Here is a 16,480-nt window from a genome sequence, read left to right as displayed (position 1 = left end):
AGCATCTAGAATTCAATACCCTATCTATTAAGCCGCGGGATGGACTGATGCATCAAGAGATAGAGATAAGTCAAAATGTGCTCGGACAGAAAGATTGTGCTCACGAATCCGTACCAGCTGATATCCTTGCTGTATTGTAGGATAATTTTGAGTTGCTTCAAAAAAAGCTCCTTCTGATTCAGATTTTCTTATAAGCACATTATTTTTCCTTTTGTTTTATTAAATATAAATAAAACCTAGATCCCCTAGAACTAAGTTCAACTACGTGTAAAAGAGTCAATTCTGGAAATATTTTCTTTTCTAACAGTCAAGATAAAACACGTGCTTCACTGTAGAGTAGAGCGACCAAGATGCTCGATCTTTATACAATCTTTGCATTCCTATAAAACTGATTTGTTAGTCTTTACACGAAAAATATGAGTTTTTATCTCAGAGAGGAAGGAACCTCAGTGATCCTAGTGGCTATCGGAAACCGTCTTCAATCACCGGGACTCGATCTTGGTCAAGCAGCACTTGATTTTAGACAACTTATGAGCCAGAAGGGTAGCGTAAGCAAAGTAAAGATAATTCTTAAAATGAACATGATGATTCCTAAACCAAGAATTCCTAAAACACCAACAATGGTATGATAGATTCTAGAAAAAATAGAGCCTGGGAAATCTTCTATGCACCACATAGCAAAGAGTCTTCCTATACTGAAAAAAAATGCTCCCACGACGGGGATACTCTCTAATACACTCCAATAGATAAGCTTAGTTGTTACTTTGAAAGCTGAAAGTGGAAAGTCTTTAGGTACTGAGGGGCATACAAGCATTAAATCCTCAAATGGAAATAATACAGAGTTTTTGTTTCGAACACGTAGATACCCCGCCCCTATTGATGGAAACCTTTCAGTTGCTCGAAAAAATTCTTCTTCATTTTGATAAATTTTCAGAATTACCCTCCCCTTTTGTCCTAAGTATTTCTTATGAATAAAAATAAGCCCTAAGACGAGAGTTATATTATAAAGCAAAGCTATCAATAAAATTCTAGAACTCTTGTACTTATATACAACAACTTTGCTAAAGACTTGAGGAAATGTCTGGGCTTCTACCTCGAAGCAGGGGAGGAGAAAACTGCAAGAATCCTAGTGGCTATGATCTGCAGTCCCGCCATCTTGTACGCTAAGAATAACACTTAAATAAGAACCAGACGGGCAACATAAGCACAGAAAAAATAATTCTTAAAATGAACGTAAGAATTCCCAAACCAAGAATTCCTAGAACGGCGACAATTGTATGATAGATCTTATCAAACGTAGAGCCTGAGAAACCTTCAACGCACCACACAGCACAAAATCGTCCGATACCAAATAATGTACTTACAACAGGAATACACTCTACTATACTCCTACAAATACAAGTGAATGTCATGCTGCAAGGTGAATATCGGGAGTCTTTGGTTACCCAAGGAAATAGAATCACTAAGTCCACGAGCGGGGATAGAACAAAATCTTTTCCTCGAACACGTCGATACCCAGCCGGTACCAAGGGCCATTTTGCATTTGCTAAAAAAAACTCCCCTGCAGTTTTATAAATTTTCATAAACATGCTCTTCTTGTTTTTCAAATAGTTCTCATGAAGAAAGTCGCGGTAGTACGTTTCCTTCATTATAAAGCAAAGCCATGAATAAAACCTTGAATCTCTTATATTTATATAAAAGGATTTCGCCAAAGTTGGCACGAAACATATGTATTTCTATCTCAAAATAGAGGCAAGGGAAACCACAATGGTCCGAGTGACTATCCAAAATATAACGTCCTACCCCTAACTCTTATACCATCAAAGAACTCGAAAGGTAACGTAGGTACCGCAACAACGATGCTTAAAATGAACACGGATTCTCAAACCAAAAAGTTTGCCTAAGACTTAAGTAAGGGAGTTTGTGAATTACTCTTATTGCAACAAAGGTAGAGAGCTTCATAAAACGATAGGAAAGAAAACTCTGAAAAATATCACATAAGGTAGAGAGCATTTATCTTACCTTCAAAAAAACATCCCTTTCATAATTGGAACACCATGCCGAGAGGTATGTATGAAATCATTTTTTAATATCGTGGCTTGAAGAAAAAGAAGACAAGGATTACCATTTTATGTTCGCGATTGGCACTAATCCCCCCTTTTGTTATGGTGAATAAAAAGGTATGCGTGGATTATGGTTCGTCGATCTATTTCTTTTTGCTTGTTCTTTCTAATGACATTGCTGTGCTGTACAAGCTGTAACAGCAGGTCTCTAATTGTGCACGGTCTTCCTGGCAGAGAAGCGAATGAGATTGTGGTGCTTTTGGTAAGCAAAGGGGTGGCTGCACAAAAATTGCCTCAAGCTGCAGCGGCTACAGCCGGAGCAGCTACTGAGCAAATGTGGGATATCGCGGTTCCGTCAGCACAAATCACAGAGGCCCTTGCCATTCTAAATCAAGCGGGTCTTCCACGTATGAAAGGGACAAGCCTGTTAGATCTTTTTGCAAAACAAGGTCTTGTTCCTTCCGAGCTTCAGGAAAAAATCCGTTATCAAGAAGGCTTATCAGAACAGATGGCCTCTACGATTAGAAAAATGGATGGCGTTGTCGATGCCTCAGTACAGATTTCCTTCACTACAGAAAATGAAGATAATCTTCCTTTAACAGCCTCTGTGTATATTAAGCATCGAGGGGTTTTGGACAATCCGAACAGCATTATGGTTTCCAAAATTAAGCGCCTTATTGCAAGTGCTGTTCCAGGACTTGTGCCAGAGAACGTCTCTGTAGTGAGCGATCGCGCAGCTTATAGTGATATTACAATTAATGGTCCTTGGGGATTAACAGAAGAAATCGATTATGTTTCTGTTTGGGGTATTATTCTTGCGAAGTCTTCGCTCACCAAATTCCGTCTCATTTTTTATGTCTTGATTCTCATTTTATTTGTTATTTCTTGTGGTCTCCTTTGGGTCATTTGGAAAACTCATACTCTCATTATGACTATGGGAGGTACAAAAGGGTTCTTCAACCCTACACCATATACAAAGAATGCCTTGGAAGCCAAGAAAGCCGAGGGAGCAGCTGCTGACAAAGAGAAAAAAGAAGATGCAGATTCACAGGGGGAAAGCAAAAATGCGGAAACCAGTGATAAAGACTCTAGTGATAAAGATGCTCCAGAAGGAAGCAATGAAATTGAGGGTGCTTAGTGACTGCCAACACTTTTGGAACTCTAGACATCTTGATGAAGCACTCCAAGGAAGATGACCTCTCCAGGTTTCTTCCTAAAAATCTTCTTGTTGAATCTCCTCATCCCGAAGAAATCCCTTTAAAATCTTTATCTTTTACGATGAGTTGGCTACCTACAATTCATCCTTCATGGATTACCATTGCCATGAAAGAGTTCCCTCCTGAAATCCAAGGTCAATTATTAGCGTGGTTGCCAGAGCCTTTAGTTCAAGAAATTCTACCCTTACTGCCTGGCATCTCTATAGCCCCACATCGCTGTGCACCTTTCGGAGCCTTCTATCTTCTAGATATGCTAAGTAAAAAGATCCGTCCTTGTGGAATTACAGAAGAAATCTTTCTTCCTGCATCCTCAGCAAATGCTATACTTTACTATACAGGTCCTGTAAAGATCGCTTTAATCAACTGCCTAGGTCTTTATTCTATTGCTAAAGAGTTGAAGCACATTCTGGATAAGGTTGTGATTGAACGAGTGAAGAATGCTCTCTCCCCTACAGAGAAACTCTTTCTTACCTACTGCCAATCTCATCCGATGAAACATTTAGAAACTACGAATTTTCTTTCTTCTTGGACTACTGATGCAGAATTACGACAGTTCGTTCATAAGCAAGGGTTAGAGTTTTTAGGTAAAGCATTAACAAAAGAAAACGCTTCTTTTCTATGGTATTTTCTACGTAGGTTAGATGTCGGTCGAGCATATATCGTCGAGCAGACTTTAAAAACATGGTATGACCATCCCTATGTGGATTATTTTAAGTCCCGCCTAGAACAATGCATGAAAGTCTTAGTGAAATAAAAGCTTTATAAGTAAAGATTTAGCTTTATACAAAGTATAGAAAAATAACACGACAATAAAAGGAGCGGTGTTTTCTCTTCTGAGGTAAATCAGCCTCAAAGATACTACGCCATAGTAAAGATGAAGTTTTTTAGCTTAATTTTTAAAGATGATGATGTCTCCCCAAATAAGAAGGTTTTATCTCCTGAAGCTTTCTCTGCTTTCCTTGATGCCAAAGAGCTGTTAGAAAAAACAAAAGCCGATAGCGAAGCCTATGTTGCAGAGACAGAACAAAAGTGTGCACAAATTCGTCAAGAAGCTAAAGATCAAGGATTTAAAGAGGGATCTGAATCCTGGAGCAAGCAAATTGCTTTCTTAGAAGAAGAAACTAAAAATCTACGCATAAGAGTACGCGAGGCCTTGGTTCCTCTGGCAATTGCGAGTGTGAGGAAAATCATTGGGAAGGAACTCGAATTACATCCTGAAACTATTGTCTCTATTATTTCTCAAGCATTGAAAGAGCTCACACAAAATAAACATATCATTATCTCTGTCAATCCCAAAGATTTACCTCTTGTTGAGAAAAGTCGTCCTGAACTCAAGAACATCGTGGAGTATGCTGACTCCTTAATTCTTACAGCAAAACCTGATGTTACTCCTGGGGGTTGCATTATCGAGACTGAAGCAGGGATCATCAATGCGCAGCTTGATGTACAATTAGATGCCTTAGAAAAAGCTTTCTCGACTATACTAAAAGCGAAGAACCCTGTAGACGAGCCATCTGAGACTTCATCATCCACGGATTCTTCTTCTTTATCTAATGATCAGGATAAGAAAGAATAAAGGTATTCACTATTATGCGATCCATTTTTCGATTTTCCCTTTGTTTTTTTACGCTGAGCGTCTCATGCTGTTTTGCTGACGCCAGTCTATATGAAAACTCCTGTCCCTCGCGTTGTCAACCTACCCCTCCTCCCTCGAATTCTAATCCTTTGAACGTAGTACAACAGCCTGTTGCTGCATCGTCAGTGCCTTCCTACATGCCCCCACTGAATGCTGATGATGTTCTCCCTAGAGACCATCTGTCAGATGGAAGTTTCTCAGATACGTATCCAGACATTACAACGCAAGCGATCATCTTAATTTTCTTGGCCCTATCGCCTTTCCTGGTCATGTTGCTCACTTCGTATCTAAAGATTATCATTACTTTAGTCTTATTACGTAACGCCTTAGGAGTACAACAAACACCTCCCAGTCAAGTCCTCAATGGGATTGCACTCATCCTATCTATTTATGTGATGTTCCCCACGGGAGTGGCTATGTATAAAGATGCTCGCAAGGAAATCGAAGCCAATACCATTCCTCAAAGCCTCTTCACTGCAGAAGGTGCTGAAACAGTGTTTGTCGCTTTAAACAAATCTAAAGAACCTTTGCGCTCTTTCTTAATTCGCAACACTCCAAAAGCACAAATTCAAAGCTTTTACAAGATCTCACAGAAAACCTTCCCTTCGGAAATTCGAGCGCACCTCACTGCCTCCGACTTTGTAATCATTATTCCTGCTTTTATTATGGGTCAGATAAAAAATGCTTTCGAAATTGGAGTCTTGATCTATCTACCTTTCTTTGTTATTGATTTAGTGACTGCTAACGTTCTTGTAGCGATGCAGATGATGATGTTATCCCCTCTATCGATTTCGTTACCTTTAAAGTTACTTTTGATCGTCATGGTAGACGGATGGACATTACTGCTCCAAGGGCTTATGATCAGCTTTAAATAAGGACACGTGCCGTGTTAGCATTTTTCGCAACTAGTTTCAAATCTGTTCTTTTTGAGTACTCCTACCAATCATTATTACTTATTTTGATTGTTTCGGCACCTCCCATCATCTTAGCTTCCATAGTCGGGATTATGGTTGCGATCTTCCAAGCCGCAACACAAATCCAAGAACAGACCTTCGCTTTTGCAGTCAAACTAGTCGTGATTTTTGGAACCTTAATGATCTCTGGAGGGTGGCTTAGCAATATGATTTTACGCTTTGCAGGTCAGATTTTCCAAAACTTCTATAAATGGAAATAAAGAGCTTATGGGAATCTCTCTACCAGAGCTTTTTTCCAACCTAGGTTCTGCTTACTTAGATTATATCTTTCAACATCCTCCGGCCTATGTTTGGTCAGTTTTTCTTCTTTTATTAGCCCGTCTGCTTCCTATTTTTGCTGTAGCTCCCTTCTTAGGAGCAAAGCTCTTTCCCTCCCCTATTAAAATCGGGATTAGTCTCTCTTGGCTTGCAATCATCTTTCCAAAAGTCTTGGCGGATACGCAGATCACAAATTACATGGATAACAATCTCTTTTATGTTTTACTTGTGAAGGAGATGATCATAGGCATTGTGATAGGCTTTGTTTTAGCATTTCCCTTTTATGCTGCACAATCGGCAGGATCTTTCATCACTAACCAACAAGGGATTCAGGGTTTAGAGGGCGCGACATCCCTGATTTCCATTGAGCAGACCTCTCCGCATGGCATTTTATACCATTACTTCGTGACTATTATTTTTTGGTTAGTGGGTGGTCACCGTATTGTAATCTCTTTGTTATTGCAAACTCTTGAAGTCATTCCGATCCATAGTTTCTTTCCTGCCGAGATGATGAGCTTAAGTGCCCCGATTTGGATTACTATGATCAAGATGTGCCAGCTCTGTCTCGTGATGACCATACAGCTGAGTGCTCCTGCAGCTTTGGCGATGTTAATGTCCGACCTATTCTTAGGGATTATTAACCGTATGGCACCTCAAGTTCAGGTCATCTACCTCCTCTCTGCCCTTAAGGCTTTCATGGGTCTTCTCTTTCTCACCCTGGCGTGGTGGTTCATAATTAAGCAGATAGATTATTTCACTCTTGCTTGGTTCAAAGAAGTCCCCATTATGCTCCTAGGTTCCAACCCTCAAGTACTCTAATCCCCTAGGCTCTTATCGTGACTCTTATCTGGAGATGCGCTCACTTACGAATCTTAGCGCACTGTTTATGGATTATCTTAGGGAATCTCTCGCATATTCTTTTGTAATCTAAGAATCTATAAATTCAAGACTATAGAAAAGGATGCATCTCTTAAAACATGAGATACGTTCCAGCCTGTGAGCTCTCGACGAACATGCCTGAAAACAAGGCAAAAAGTTGAGGAAAGGAGGGCTTCAACATTTTGCCTTTAGGGAAAAAGTAGTTTTAAGAAGGTTTATTAGAAGTATCTTGATGTTTGTCACAATGATCTTTCGAACACGTCGAACATGACGGTGCTGTTGTAATAAAAGAAAGAATGACACAGAGAACAATAAACGAGACTGCAAAGGAAGGGATGTTTAATACAAAAAATAAAATCAAGCCACAGAGAATTGCATTCTTAATAGGGCCATTAGCAATCGAATAGCTCTGGAGATTGCTAAGCATTTTACGAATTTCAACGTGAAAACCTAGGACCACACCACAAGCAATAAACAGTCCTCCAGCCCATGAAATAAAATCAGCGATGATACCAACCAGCACCAAGCAACCACCGATAGCTTCGCAAGCTCGATGAGAAAGAAACTTCTTCCATTTCCCTACTTTAGGATTGGAGTGTAAATCTTTCACCTTACGCTTCAAAGAGTCAAATTGTGAGGACGATTCTTTGGAGGAGTTCTCTTTCGGGGTCTCGTCTGCCATGGCCCTACCTATAGAAATATTTTTTATAGTACTTATTAAGACAATTATCAAAAAAAACTATTTAAAATAAATATTAAAATTAAATTATAATTTAATACTCTTTGAAGGGCAGCGACATCGAGAAATTGCCTTAGTATCTGGGTCTACCAAAAATAAGTAATCTCCGGCACTTCCTAAGGTGTAGTCGAACATTTTTTTATTTAATAAGGGGAGCAAATCGTATCGACTTAGAAGTAACTGCATCTTATCTCGCAGCTCCAGGCGGAAGTCGGTGCGTGTTTTAAAAAGCTCCAAAGCAGCTGCCTGGCCATGTTCTTGGATGGCATGTTCTTGACGCTTCACCGCTTCCCAAATGCCATCGCGCAGGAGCGACGTTTCCCTATAAGCATCGGGATGATCTAGAACAGCTTCTAACAGTAGGGGATCCATGAAGATCAGATTTAGCTTACAGTGGCCTAAGCTTTTCTCTTCATAATGCAGAAAATTCAGTAGCGACTGAGAGTTTGACGACCCTTTGAGCATTTTATAAAAAATCTCGGCTTGTTCCTCAGGCAATGTTAGAGTTTCAATAACATCGGGTCCAAGCTGCGCTCCCCTCTCTAAAATCTCTTGTTTGTTACTTATCAAAGCATTAGCGATGGCATACTCAGATCCAGGAGGTACATTTCCCGTGTCTACATAAGCACGTCGAAGTAACCGAATAAAAATAGCATACCATGATGCTGTATCGCTATAGCATTCGGGAGGTTCACTAAGCAAAGCATAGAGGTTATACCTTGAGTTATTCGGAGGCCTTGAAAAAGGAACCTGCAATAAACGGTATCTTTGCTTTTTCTTAGTAGCTACTTTCGCAATCTGCTTTGGAGTGACTTTGCCTTTATCTTTTGAGATTCTTTCAATTGCTGAGGCGTGGCGAGATTTTTCTTGATATTCGATTTCAGCACAAGCAGAGCGTTTTATGGAAAAGAAGTTCTCTCCACGTTCTATAGTTTGAGCACAGGCACAACGTTTACGAGCATTCGCAGCATCAAAGGCGACTAAAGAAACCAAAGATGTCAAGCACAGTAAAGTAAAGATAAAAGGTTGCATAGGCTTATTTCCCAACCGCAAATTGGTATGTTAACGTCCTTGGAGGATATGCTTTAGGTTCCCGTGTTATAGTTAAAGCAATTGTTTCAGGAAGTTTTTCAGGATCAGGATTTCTCTGGAAGGAAAGTACAACATGGGTCACGTGGGAGAGCAGTCGCTGTGTTTCAAAGTAAGACTGATCCTTAATATTACAAATACGAAGTTCCAATCTCTGATCCTTGGTGTCATGATGGAGAGAAGCTCGTACCGCACCTGCCAGCTTAGGATCTCGATAAACACCCCGATCAAAGATTAAAGAAAATAATGATCCAGGCTCCTCGTAAGATGAAGACAAGGACATGCTAAACAGGGTTCTGAGCTGCTTGTAGGCTCGGCTTTCTTCGATATAAAAGTTATAAATACGTTCTTTTTGCTTTTGTACAGTATAAATTTTCCGATACCAAAATCCTAAAGTCCCTAATAACAAAGCAATTAGAGTGAACGACATGAGTAATTCCATAAGCACAAAGCCACGCTTTTGCTTTTTCATAGCTATAGAGTTACACATAGGCATCTCTGTACGGATACTGCTTGTTTCTGATCTGGGAAAAGTTCCACAACAACATCGGCAAGGCAAACTTTCATCTTAAGATTATCACCACGGACTTCCTGACGGATATCTACATTGTAACCATAAGGGATCCGATAGCCTATCCCCTGACTGGTATATGCTAAAGAAACTGTCTGCCCTTTCCCTGAGGTGAGAACAGTTCCTTCTGCCATTTGCTGACGCATCTTTTCTTCAACAGATAGAAAGCAGTGGTCGATCAGGGCTGGCAATTGCAAATTAAAAATATCTTCCTCAAAAGACCTGTGGATGGCGTAGTAAAATCTGATGCAGGGCAAGAGCACTGCACAAACCAAAGAAAGCGCCATCAGGACTTCTATAAGTAAAAAGCTACGTTTAAGTTTACGTCGAGACCCCATGATGTTACTCAAGAGTTACTTCTTATTTGAACTTTGTACACGCTTAGAGAAGATGACTAAATCATCACCCTTATCATTAAGTTGCACAATCAGATCTTCTCCCCAAGCGTCTTTAAGTAATTTCCTACCCTCTTTACACCAAGAAGCCTCTTCGACAACTGTCTCCTTATGAGCAATGATTTCCTTTAACGAAGATCCCCCCGTGGCATACTCCATCATCAAGATGTCGTATACTTTCGCACAATTTTGCTCAGATTGAAATACCTTACCTTTATGGATACTGCCTCGCATATTGAATGCTAAAGCACCACCAATAATCCCTATGAGGGTGATTACAACCATCATCTCAATCAATGTGATGGACTGCTTTCTCTTTTGTCTTTTCATACCGACTCCTCTGAGTACACACTTTATAATGTTTGGATATTGCTTGTGAGTGGGATCAATATTGCCAACATGATCACACCGATCAGGCCACCAAGAAAAATCAGAATCACGGGTTGACACCACGACGTTATCGAAGCCAACGTTTTTTGTGTATCCTCATTATAAATGTGGGCTACATATCCTAAAACGTCGGCAAGATCCCCCGACTCTTCTCCCAAAGCAATCATCCCTATAGCGAGCTTGGGAACCCAAGAGCGCTGAGCAAGCTCCTGACTTAAAGATCCCCCACCGATTACAGCCTGAACAATATCTCTCATATCGGTCTTCAGTCTGTCATAGGGAATTGCGTCACACCCCAAGTCGAGACCTTCGATTAGGGTCCCCCCTCCCTTCAAGATTGCCGATGCCACGGAACAAAACCGATTCACCGCTACCTTAACAACAAACTTCTTGGTTCCTGGCAAAGCAAATAAGAGCTTCTCTAGGATCTTTTTCCAGGGAATGCGATGGCGCATCAAAATTCCAACGGTAATCAAAGCACTCGCAAATCCTAAAAATAGATACCGGTATGCGGAGAGACAGTCGCTAACTCCAAAAACAATTTTTGTTAGTCCTTTGACTTCCATATTTTCAAAGGTCTCTTTTAATGAAGGGATCACTCCTAACAAAAAGAAAAGCATCACGGCAAAAGAAAATACTAACAACACACAAGGATAACTTAATGCGCCGACCATCTTCTTGGTAATCTGCGCACGCTCTTCCAGAACAACAATAATATTTTGCAGACACCCTTCGAGATTCCCCACACTTTCTCCAGCAGCGACACCACTACAATAAAAGTGATCAAAGATATTCGGATGTGCTGCCATAGCTTGAGATAAAGACCCACCCGATCTTAGAGTTTCCATAAACGATGTGAGCAAAAGTCCCATTTTCTGCTCATGATACTGATCTCGGAGAGATACCAAGCTTTCATATAGCGGCAGTCCAGAGCGTAGGAGGAGGAGGAGCTGTTTTGTAAACACGATGAGCTCGGTACTTTTAATGCTCATTCTTCGTAAGGCGACCTCACGAATATCCAAAACTTGGATATTTTCCTGGGCGAGCTTTTCTCTAGCTTCTTGTATATGAAGGGCTTCCAAATATCCTCGTTTCCTTCGCTCTTTGGGATCTAAATATGTATACCGATATCGAGGCATCCGCCCTCCCTAATCACAGCGCTTGGTAACTCTTAAGACTTCTGCTAAGGTAGTCTCACCAGATACAGCAAGAGCGATGCCGTGCTCTAAGATCGGTAAGAATCCGTTTTGTTCTGCAGTTTCTCGTAAAATATGATAGGGGCGGTTTGAGGCTACTTCTGAACGAAATAGTGTATTCGGGCGTAAAAATTCGTAAATTCCCTGTCTTCCTTTATATCCGGAACGGAAACAATGCACGCACCCTTGCCCCCGATATAAAGGCATTTCTGTATCTTTCCCTAGAGAAGCTAGAAAAGATTTTTCCTGATTCTCAGGAGTATAAGCGACCTTACAATAGGGACAAATGGTTCGCACCAGCCTCTGGGCAACCACGCCAACGAGCGTTGCCGATAACAAATAGGATTCTATCCCCATATCCAGAAGACGGGGAATCGCAGAAATAGCGTCATTCGTATGGAGCGTGCTCACTACCAAATGCCCAGTCAATGCTGCTTGTATTGCGATTTCTGCAGTTTCCTGATCTCGGATTTCTCCGACCATAAGGATATCGGGATCTTGACGCAGTAAATGCCGTAACCCTCGTGCGAAAGTCAGCCCAATTTTAGGCTTCACAGCAATCTGAGCAATTCCAGGCAGTTTATACTCTGGAGGATCTTCGATCGTCATGATATTTGTTAAAGGTCCCTTAAGCTCTTGTAATACACTGTAGAGGGTCGTAGTTTTCCCACTGCCTGTAGGTCCTGTAACCAGAAGGATCCCTTCAGGAGCTGTTATGGTATCTTTAAAGAGTATTTCGGTACCCTTAGGCATATGCAAGCCCGCGATATCCAAAATGACATTGCGCTTATCTAAAATACGAAGAACAACACGCTCGCCATAAATCACGGGAACCGTGCTGACACGCATGTCCACTTCCTGACCACCAATATGGATCTTAATACGCCCGTCTTGAGGAAGACGGTGCTCCGCAATATCCATCTTTGCGAGGACTTTAAGCCGAGTGGTTAATGCCGAACGCAGGTGGGAAGGTGGGGAATGACGATCGTGAAGCACACCATCAATGCGGTAGCGGATTCTCATAGAATCCTCACAAGGCTCAAAATGAATGTCCGAAGCGCGCTCTTCAATCGCTTCTTTCAGAATCCAGTTCAACAAGCGTACGACTGGGATCGTATCCGTAGTCTCCAGAAGATCTTCTTCTTCCGAAATCGTAGTGCCATCTTCCTCTTTCATTGTTAACAACATATCGGAAACATTACCTTCCCGATTGCTGTAGAGCTGCTGTAAGCGCTGCAGAATCTCCGATTCCTCTTTTAGAACGAAACGCACAGGCTTTTTTATTAACAATTTGACTTCATCTTGAGCAATGACTGAAGTCGCGGTAGCATGGGCTATAGTAATAGCCTCACTACTCTCTTCAATAGGGAGAAGACAGTGTTTCTTTAAAAAAGTATAAGGAAGGATATCCAAAAGCTCCTGAGATAAAATACTAGCAGCCATCGTATTCTTGCCTCTCTACCTGAGATAAAGATACTCCTGATGCCGGGAACATCTCTAATTTTTTATGAGCTGCTCGTGCTGCAGCCTCACTAGCTGCTAAAGCCTGATAGTATTCTTCTCTCTCTCCAGGGCGCGAAGAGAGTAAAGCTTCTTCTTTACGTTCTTGTTGCTCTACAGGATTTTCTAGGATCTTCGGAGTGATAAATACAAACATCTCCGTGAGACTGTCTGATGTGGAACTCATTCCAAATAACTTCCCTATACCAGGAATGTCTCCAAGGAAAGGAATGCCATCATGAGAATCTGACATCTGTTTGCAACGCAAACCTCCAATAATCACAGTCTCTCCGTCAGCAATGCGCACCTTATTAGTAATATTACGCCTTGTAACATCAGGACGATCATCATGATTTTTTCCCGTAGTATCAAAGGTGATGTCTGTCTCTAAAGTAATGTAACTTTTTCCGTCTTCCTCTCCCACATTAATTACGGGGAGCATTTTTATCATGATACCGTACTGCGCACGATTGTATTGCGCTTTATCTTTATCTGAAGACACCGCTATTGACATTTCATCAACAACAGCAATCCGTGCTGGGGTTTGGTTCATAGTAACTACAGAAGGACTCGCATTAATCCGAACGTCCTCTTGAGCCATTAAAAATTGATAGGCGAGATCATAACCAGGAACTATCGAAGATCCCGTACTTCCTTTAAATAAAAATTCTAGTATGCCAGTACCCCCGGCCCAAGACACAGAAGGACTGCACCCTTTTTTACAAACTTCCTCACCAAGACGTAGAAGATTTAACCCAGATTTCTGCTCATGTGCCAATTTTCTTTCAAATAACAGCACCTCGATACGGACCATCTTTTTAGGGACATCTAGTTTCTTAAGTAGCATCTGAATACGTGGAAGAACTTCTTTCTCAACCACCATAATCAGAGTTCCTGTCTTAGAATCCGCGATGAAGTTTCCGTACTTCACTGAGCCATCTTTCGCAGAAGAACTTACTGTAGTATCAATTTGGATCGAGGCATTTAATTGCGACCCACATCCATCTGCAGCTCCGACACTCGCCTTATTCTCGCCAGAGAAGACATCATGGACTTGGGAAAGCAATGCCGCCAACTCTTGGGGATCGGAGTGCTTGACGTTATACCAAAATACTGTTTTATCCGTAGGGTTCTCAATCCCTTCTTCAAGCTCTCGAATGAGAGTCAGCGCTTGCTGCACTAACGCCGCGGTTCCACTTAAAAACAACGAACGCCCTTGATACTGTAAAGGAACTACACGAAGGCCTAAAGATTCTTCACTAACATCTTTAGTCAGATCCTCACGAAATGCTGCGTTGAGAATGGAAATCATCTCCCCTGGATCGATCTTAGTTAAGGGAATCACCCGATACTCTTGACGTATGCTCTCCGACTGCACAAAATTATAAATCTTCAGAAGCTCGCCGACTTCCCCCGCAGAACCAAAAATCCACACACGTCCTGCAATCACATCTACATGCGTTGTTTCAGGGTTAATGAACTTTTTTAAGACATGTTGATTGGTATGCGCATCTACGTTCGAATTCAATACAAAACCAATATAGGCTGTTTCTGGGAGCGCCTCTAAATCTTTTCTGGAGGAAAAAACTCCAGCAACACTGCAGCCCTCCTTACGCATCATATAAAGTTCCTTAATCCAAGAATTGACCTGACGCACGCCAATACCTAAGCGAGATAGGATCTGAGTGAGACAGTCTTCGAAAGACTCTTTAGGAACTACAAATTTCGATAAGGTTGCGATTTTAATCGCTCCGATTTCTTGAGGAATCAAATAAATAGAGTCTTCGGTTCCGTAATCGGTAACAAGATTGTAAATCGTAGTCTCTGGGTGATTCCAGAGGGCGTAGTCCTCGAGATTGCCCCCTTTCTCACGAATTTCTGCAGCCCAAAGCTCCTCGATCTCTCGAAGATAGCCTCGCACCTCACCAATCCGTCGAATTAAGTCCTTCCACAGAGCTTCATCCTCAGTTCCAGAAGCGCGTAGCTTTCGTGCTTCCTCATACAACTTGCTCAGCTGAAGGCTATACTCCCTCATATTGGCATTAAACGAAGCCATCCCCTCATAATCGTCTGCTCCTCTCCCCGAGTGCTCTAAAGAAGCCATCTTCTCGGCTATCGTTAAAGCCACTCCAGAAGAACAACAGAGCATTCCGGATAGGGCAACTAAATGCAGTAAAGAATTACGGAAAAAAACCATCTATGATCCCCCACGATTGGTCGCCCCTGGATGTGCTGCTGCGCTACGTGTGTTTGAAGACACTTCTTGAGAAGCCACAGCAGGCTCAAATCCTTGTTTTAACGGTAAACTGATTGTCTCTACGAGAGTTCGCTGTGCATTAAACATATGCCCTCGCAAGACAAACCCTCGAAGATCCTTTTCTAACTTTTCAAAGACCAAAAGAGGTCCTGTTACCTTTCCTGTAACGTAATCTTGAATCTGGTCTGCCCTTGAAAGTTTCTCCCAACCCTTAGCAGTTCTTAGTATCCAATCGTCGGGAGAAAGAATCAGCCTTTGTCCCCCTACCAAAACGATAGGCTTTGACCATGAGCGCATCCCAGTGAACTCGATTTCACGTATCACTTCGTTAATTTCGATAGGAGAAGGCACCCCTTTCACAAGACTTATCGTCTGACGTTGCGTACCCCCGACATTCCATAGATCCGCAATCATGACCTTATCGTCGATCCTCTTCACCTCAAAAAGAGGCGCTCGCGAGCTCGCTCCTTGAAACTCTCCGCAGGTCTGCCAGCAGTTGCCATCCCAAAGGAGAACATCTCCAACAGCAAGGTACCGACTATAATTCTCCTCATCAGAGGAAACAAAATCGACACGTTCTTTTGTCGCCTTATCCGCGTACTCAGCTCCCCCATGCATCAAGAGAAACTTATCCACACCGATACGACGTATCTTTTGTTTTACAGGAAAGCTTGCATCTACTCTAAATCCCGCAATCTCCCAGCAATCTAGTTTATTAGCTGGAGGGTTTAAAAATAAGGTTTCACAATCTCGCGGCTTCGAAATTAACTCCTTATGTAAACCTTGGAGGCGCACCTTAACTTCTACTCTACCATCCACGCTCACAGAAAAGCACTCAATCCACAACTCTGTGGGTACCCCTTTAGGGCTGAATGAATACACAGGGCCTCGAGAAGAGTTGGTGACGTTCAAATAGACTCTCTCCTTAAGAGCCGCGATGTAGCACTCTTTTGAAGAGGCTAGTTGTAGCGAAAACTTCCCACCACAAGCGTCTGGTCTATCGTTACTGCCCAGAAAAAGCAGCTCTTTCCTTAAATCAGGCAATCTCTCTTCTAGATCTGGAAAATTTAAAGCACAGGCTCCGCCCAGGAGGCTCTCTGCCTGAGGAAACGCTCGAATCCCCCCTAAGCTTTCCTCGGCACTCAAAGAAATCCTATATAAATCTGTTACATAGTTCGGTGAATAACACAGCATCCAAAGCAGAGCGATGAAACTCACAAAACTATAACCTATCGAAAGAAGCTGGTACATAGTGAGGGGCAGGTTAAAAATAAAGTTATAAGATAACTTAAAAAACAAAAAAAATCAATTTATAA

17 protein-coding genes and 1 pseudogene are annotated in these 16,480 nt (G+C 41.8%); 6 read left to right on the top strand and 12 right to left on the bottom strand.

Going from position 1 to position 16,480, the window contains the following annotated elements; genetic code table 11:
- Nucleotides 1-27 precede the first annotated feature (27 nt).
- The 3 genes from CPB_RS05740 to CPB_RS04275 form a co-directional block, all read right to left on the bottom strand.
- Nucleotides 28-198: a hypothetical protein gene (locus tag CPB_RS05740; RefSeq protein WP_010883468.1), complete on the bottom strand. Its 171-nt coding sequence runs from the start codon at nucleotides 196-198 to the stop codon at nucleotides 28-30.
- A 304-nt stretch (nucleotides 199-502) separates the two neighbouring features.
- A complete protein-coding gene (locus CPB_RS05820) occupies nucleotides 503-814 on the bottom strand; it encodes a hypothetical protein (protein WP_226989981.1) in 312 nt (103 codons plus the stop codon).
- Between the two features lie 349 nt (nucleotides 815-1,163).
- Entirely contained in the window at nucleotides 1,164-1,583 is a 420-nt protein-coding gene (locus CPB_RS04275; protein WP_226989980.1) for a hypothetical protein, read from the bottom strand.
- Between the two features lie 610 nt (nucleotides 1,584-2,193).
- Between CPB_RS04275 and sctJ the strand changes: the two genes are divergently transcribed.
- The 6 genes and pseudogenes from sctJ (at nucleotide 2,194) to CPB_RS04245 (ending at nucleotide 6,967) form a co-directional block, all read left to right on the top strand.
- Nucleotides 2,194-3,201 (top strand): type III secretion system inner membrane ring lipoprotein SctJ, encoded by a 1,008-nt coding sequence (gene sctJ, locus CPB_RS04270; RefSeq protein WP_010883465.1) that lies wholly within the window; start codon nucleotides 2,194-2,196, stop codon nucleotides 3,199-3,201.
- A complete protein-coding gene (locus CPB_RS04265) occupies nucleotides 3,201-4,034 on the top strand; it encodes a hypothetical protein (RefSeq protein WP_010883464.1) in 834 nt (277 codons plus the stop codon). Before sctJ ends, CPB_RS04265 begins: the two co-directional genes overlap by 1 nt.
- Nucleotides 4,035-4,154: 120 nt before the next feature.
- The gene (locus CPB_RS04260; RefSeq protein ID WP_010883463.1) at nucleotides 4,155-4,856 is read left to right on the top strand and encodes an HrpE/YscL family type III secretion apparatus protein; all 702 of its coding nucleotides are present in this window, start codon (nucleotides 4,155-4,157) and stop codon (nucleotides 4,854-4,856) included.
- A 185-nt stretch (nucleotides 4,857-5,041) separates the two neighbouring features.
- Nucleotides 5,042-5,791 (top strand): annotated as a pseudogene (sctR, locus tag CPB_RS04255) (type III secretion system export apparatus subunit SctR); the annotation flags it as partial.
- Between the two features lie 11 nt (nucleotides 5,792-5,802).
- A complete protein-coding gene (gene sctS, locus CPB_RS04250; RefSeq protein ID WP_010883461.1) occupies nucleotides 5,803-6,090 on the top strand; it encodes a type III secretion system export apparatus subunit SctS in 288 nt (95 codons plus the stop codon).
- 7 nt (nucleotides 6,091-6,097) lie between these two features.
- Entirely contained in the window at nucleotides 6,098-6,967 is an 870-nt protein-coding gene (locus CPB_RS04245) for an EscT/YscT/HrcT family type III secretion system export apparatus protein (RefSeq protein WP_010883460.1), read from the top strand.
- 265 nt (nucleotides 6,968-7,232) lie between these two features.
- Here CPB_RS04245 and CPB_RS04240 read toward each other — a convergent pair whose 3' ends face one another.
- The 9 genes from CPB_RS04240 to CPB_RS04200 all read right to left on the bottom strand — a co-directional run bounded on the left by CPB_RS04240 (nucleotide 7,233) and on the right by CPB_RS04200 (nucleotide 16,358).
- Complete coding sequence (locus CPB_RS04240) at nucleotides 7,233-7,709, bottom strand: hypothetical protein (RefSeq protein WP_010883459.1); 477 nt, start codon at nucleotides 7,707-7,709, stop codon at nucleotides 7,233-7,235.
- Between the two features lie 84 nt (nucleotides 7,710-7,793).
- Nucleotides 7,794-8,798, bottom strand: coding sequence for a hypothetical protein (locus tag CPB_RS04235; protein ID WP_010883458.1), 1,005 nt, complete (start codon nucleotides 8,796-8,798; stop codon nucleotides 7,794-7,796).
- Nucleotides 8,799-8,802: 4 nt separating this feature from the next.
- Nucleotides 8,803-9,345 (bottom strand): DUF1494 domain-containing protein, encoded by a 543-nt coding sequence (locus CPB_RS04230; protein ID WP_010883457.1) that lies wholly within the window; start codon nucleotides 9,343-9,345, stop codon nucleotides 8,803-8,805.
- Nucleotides 9,330-9,764 carry a hypothetical protein gene (locus CPB_RS04225; protein ID WP_010892256.1) on the bottom strand — a complete coding sequence of 145 codons (435 nt, stop codon included), beginning with the start codon at nucleotides 9,762-9,764 and terminating at the stop codon, nucleotides 9,330-9,332. Before CPB_RS04225 ends, CPB_RS04230 begins: the two co-directional genes overlap by 16 nt.
- A gap of 15 nt (nucleotides 9,765-9,779) precedes the next feature.
- Entirely contained in the window at nucleotides 9,780-10,151 is a 372-nt protein-coding gene (locus tag CPB_RS04220) for a type II secretion system protein (RefSeq protein ID WP_010883455.1), read from the bottom strand.
- Between the two features lie 23 nt (nucleotides 10,152-10,174).
- Nucleotides 10,175-11,350, bottom strand: a complete 1,176-nt coding sequence (locus CPB_RS04215) for a type II secretion system F family protein (RefSeq protein WP_010883454.1) — start codon at nucleotides 11,348-11,350, stop codon at nucleotides 10,175-10,177.
- Nucleotides 11,351-11,359: 9 nt separating this feature from the next.
- Nucleotides 11,360-12,850, bottom strand: a complete 1,491-nt coding sequence (locus CPB_RS04210) for a GspE/PulE family protein (RefSeq protein WP_010883453.1) — start codon at nucleotides 12,848-12,850, stop codon at nucleotides 11,360-11,362.
- Nucleotides 12,840-15,104 (bottom strand): secretin N-terminal domain-containing protein, encoded by a 2,265-nt coding sequence (locus CPB_RS04205; RefSeq protein ID WP_010883452.1) that lies wholly within the window; start codon nucleotides 15,102-15,104, stop codon nucleotides 12,840-12,842. The genes CPB_RS04210 and CPB_RS04205 overlap by 11 nt, the downstream gene beginning before the upstream one ends.
- Nucleotides 15,105-16,358, bottom strand: coding sequence for a hypothetical protein (locus CPB_RS04200; protein ID WP_010892257.1), 1,254 nt, complete (start codon nucleotides 16,356-16,358; stop codon nucleotides 15,105-15,107).
- Between the last annotated feature and the right edge of the window lie 122 nt (nucleotides 16,359-16,480).

This window comes from Chlamydia pneumoniae TW-183 (assembly GCF_000007205.1).
Lineage (GTDB): Bacteria > Chlamydiota > Chlamydiia > Chlamydiales > Chlamydiaceae > Chlamydia > Chlamydia pneumoniae.
This window is presented reverse-complemented; position numbering and strand designations above follow the sequence as displayed.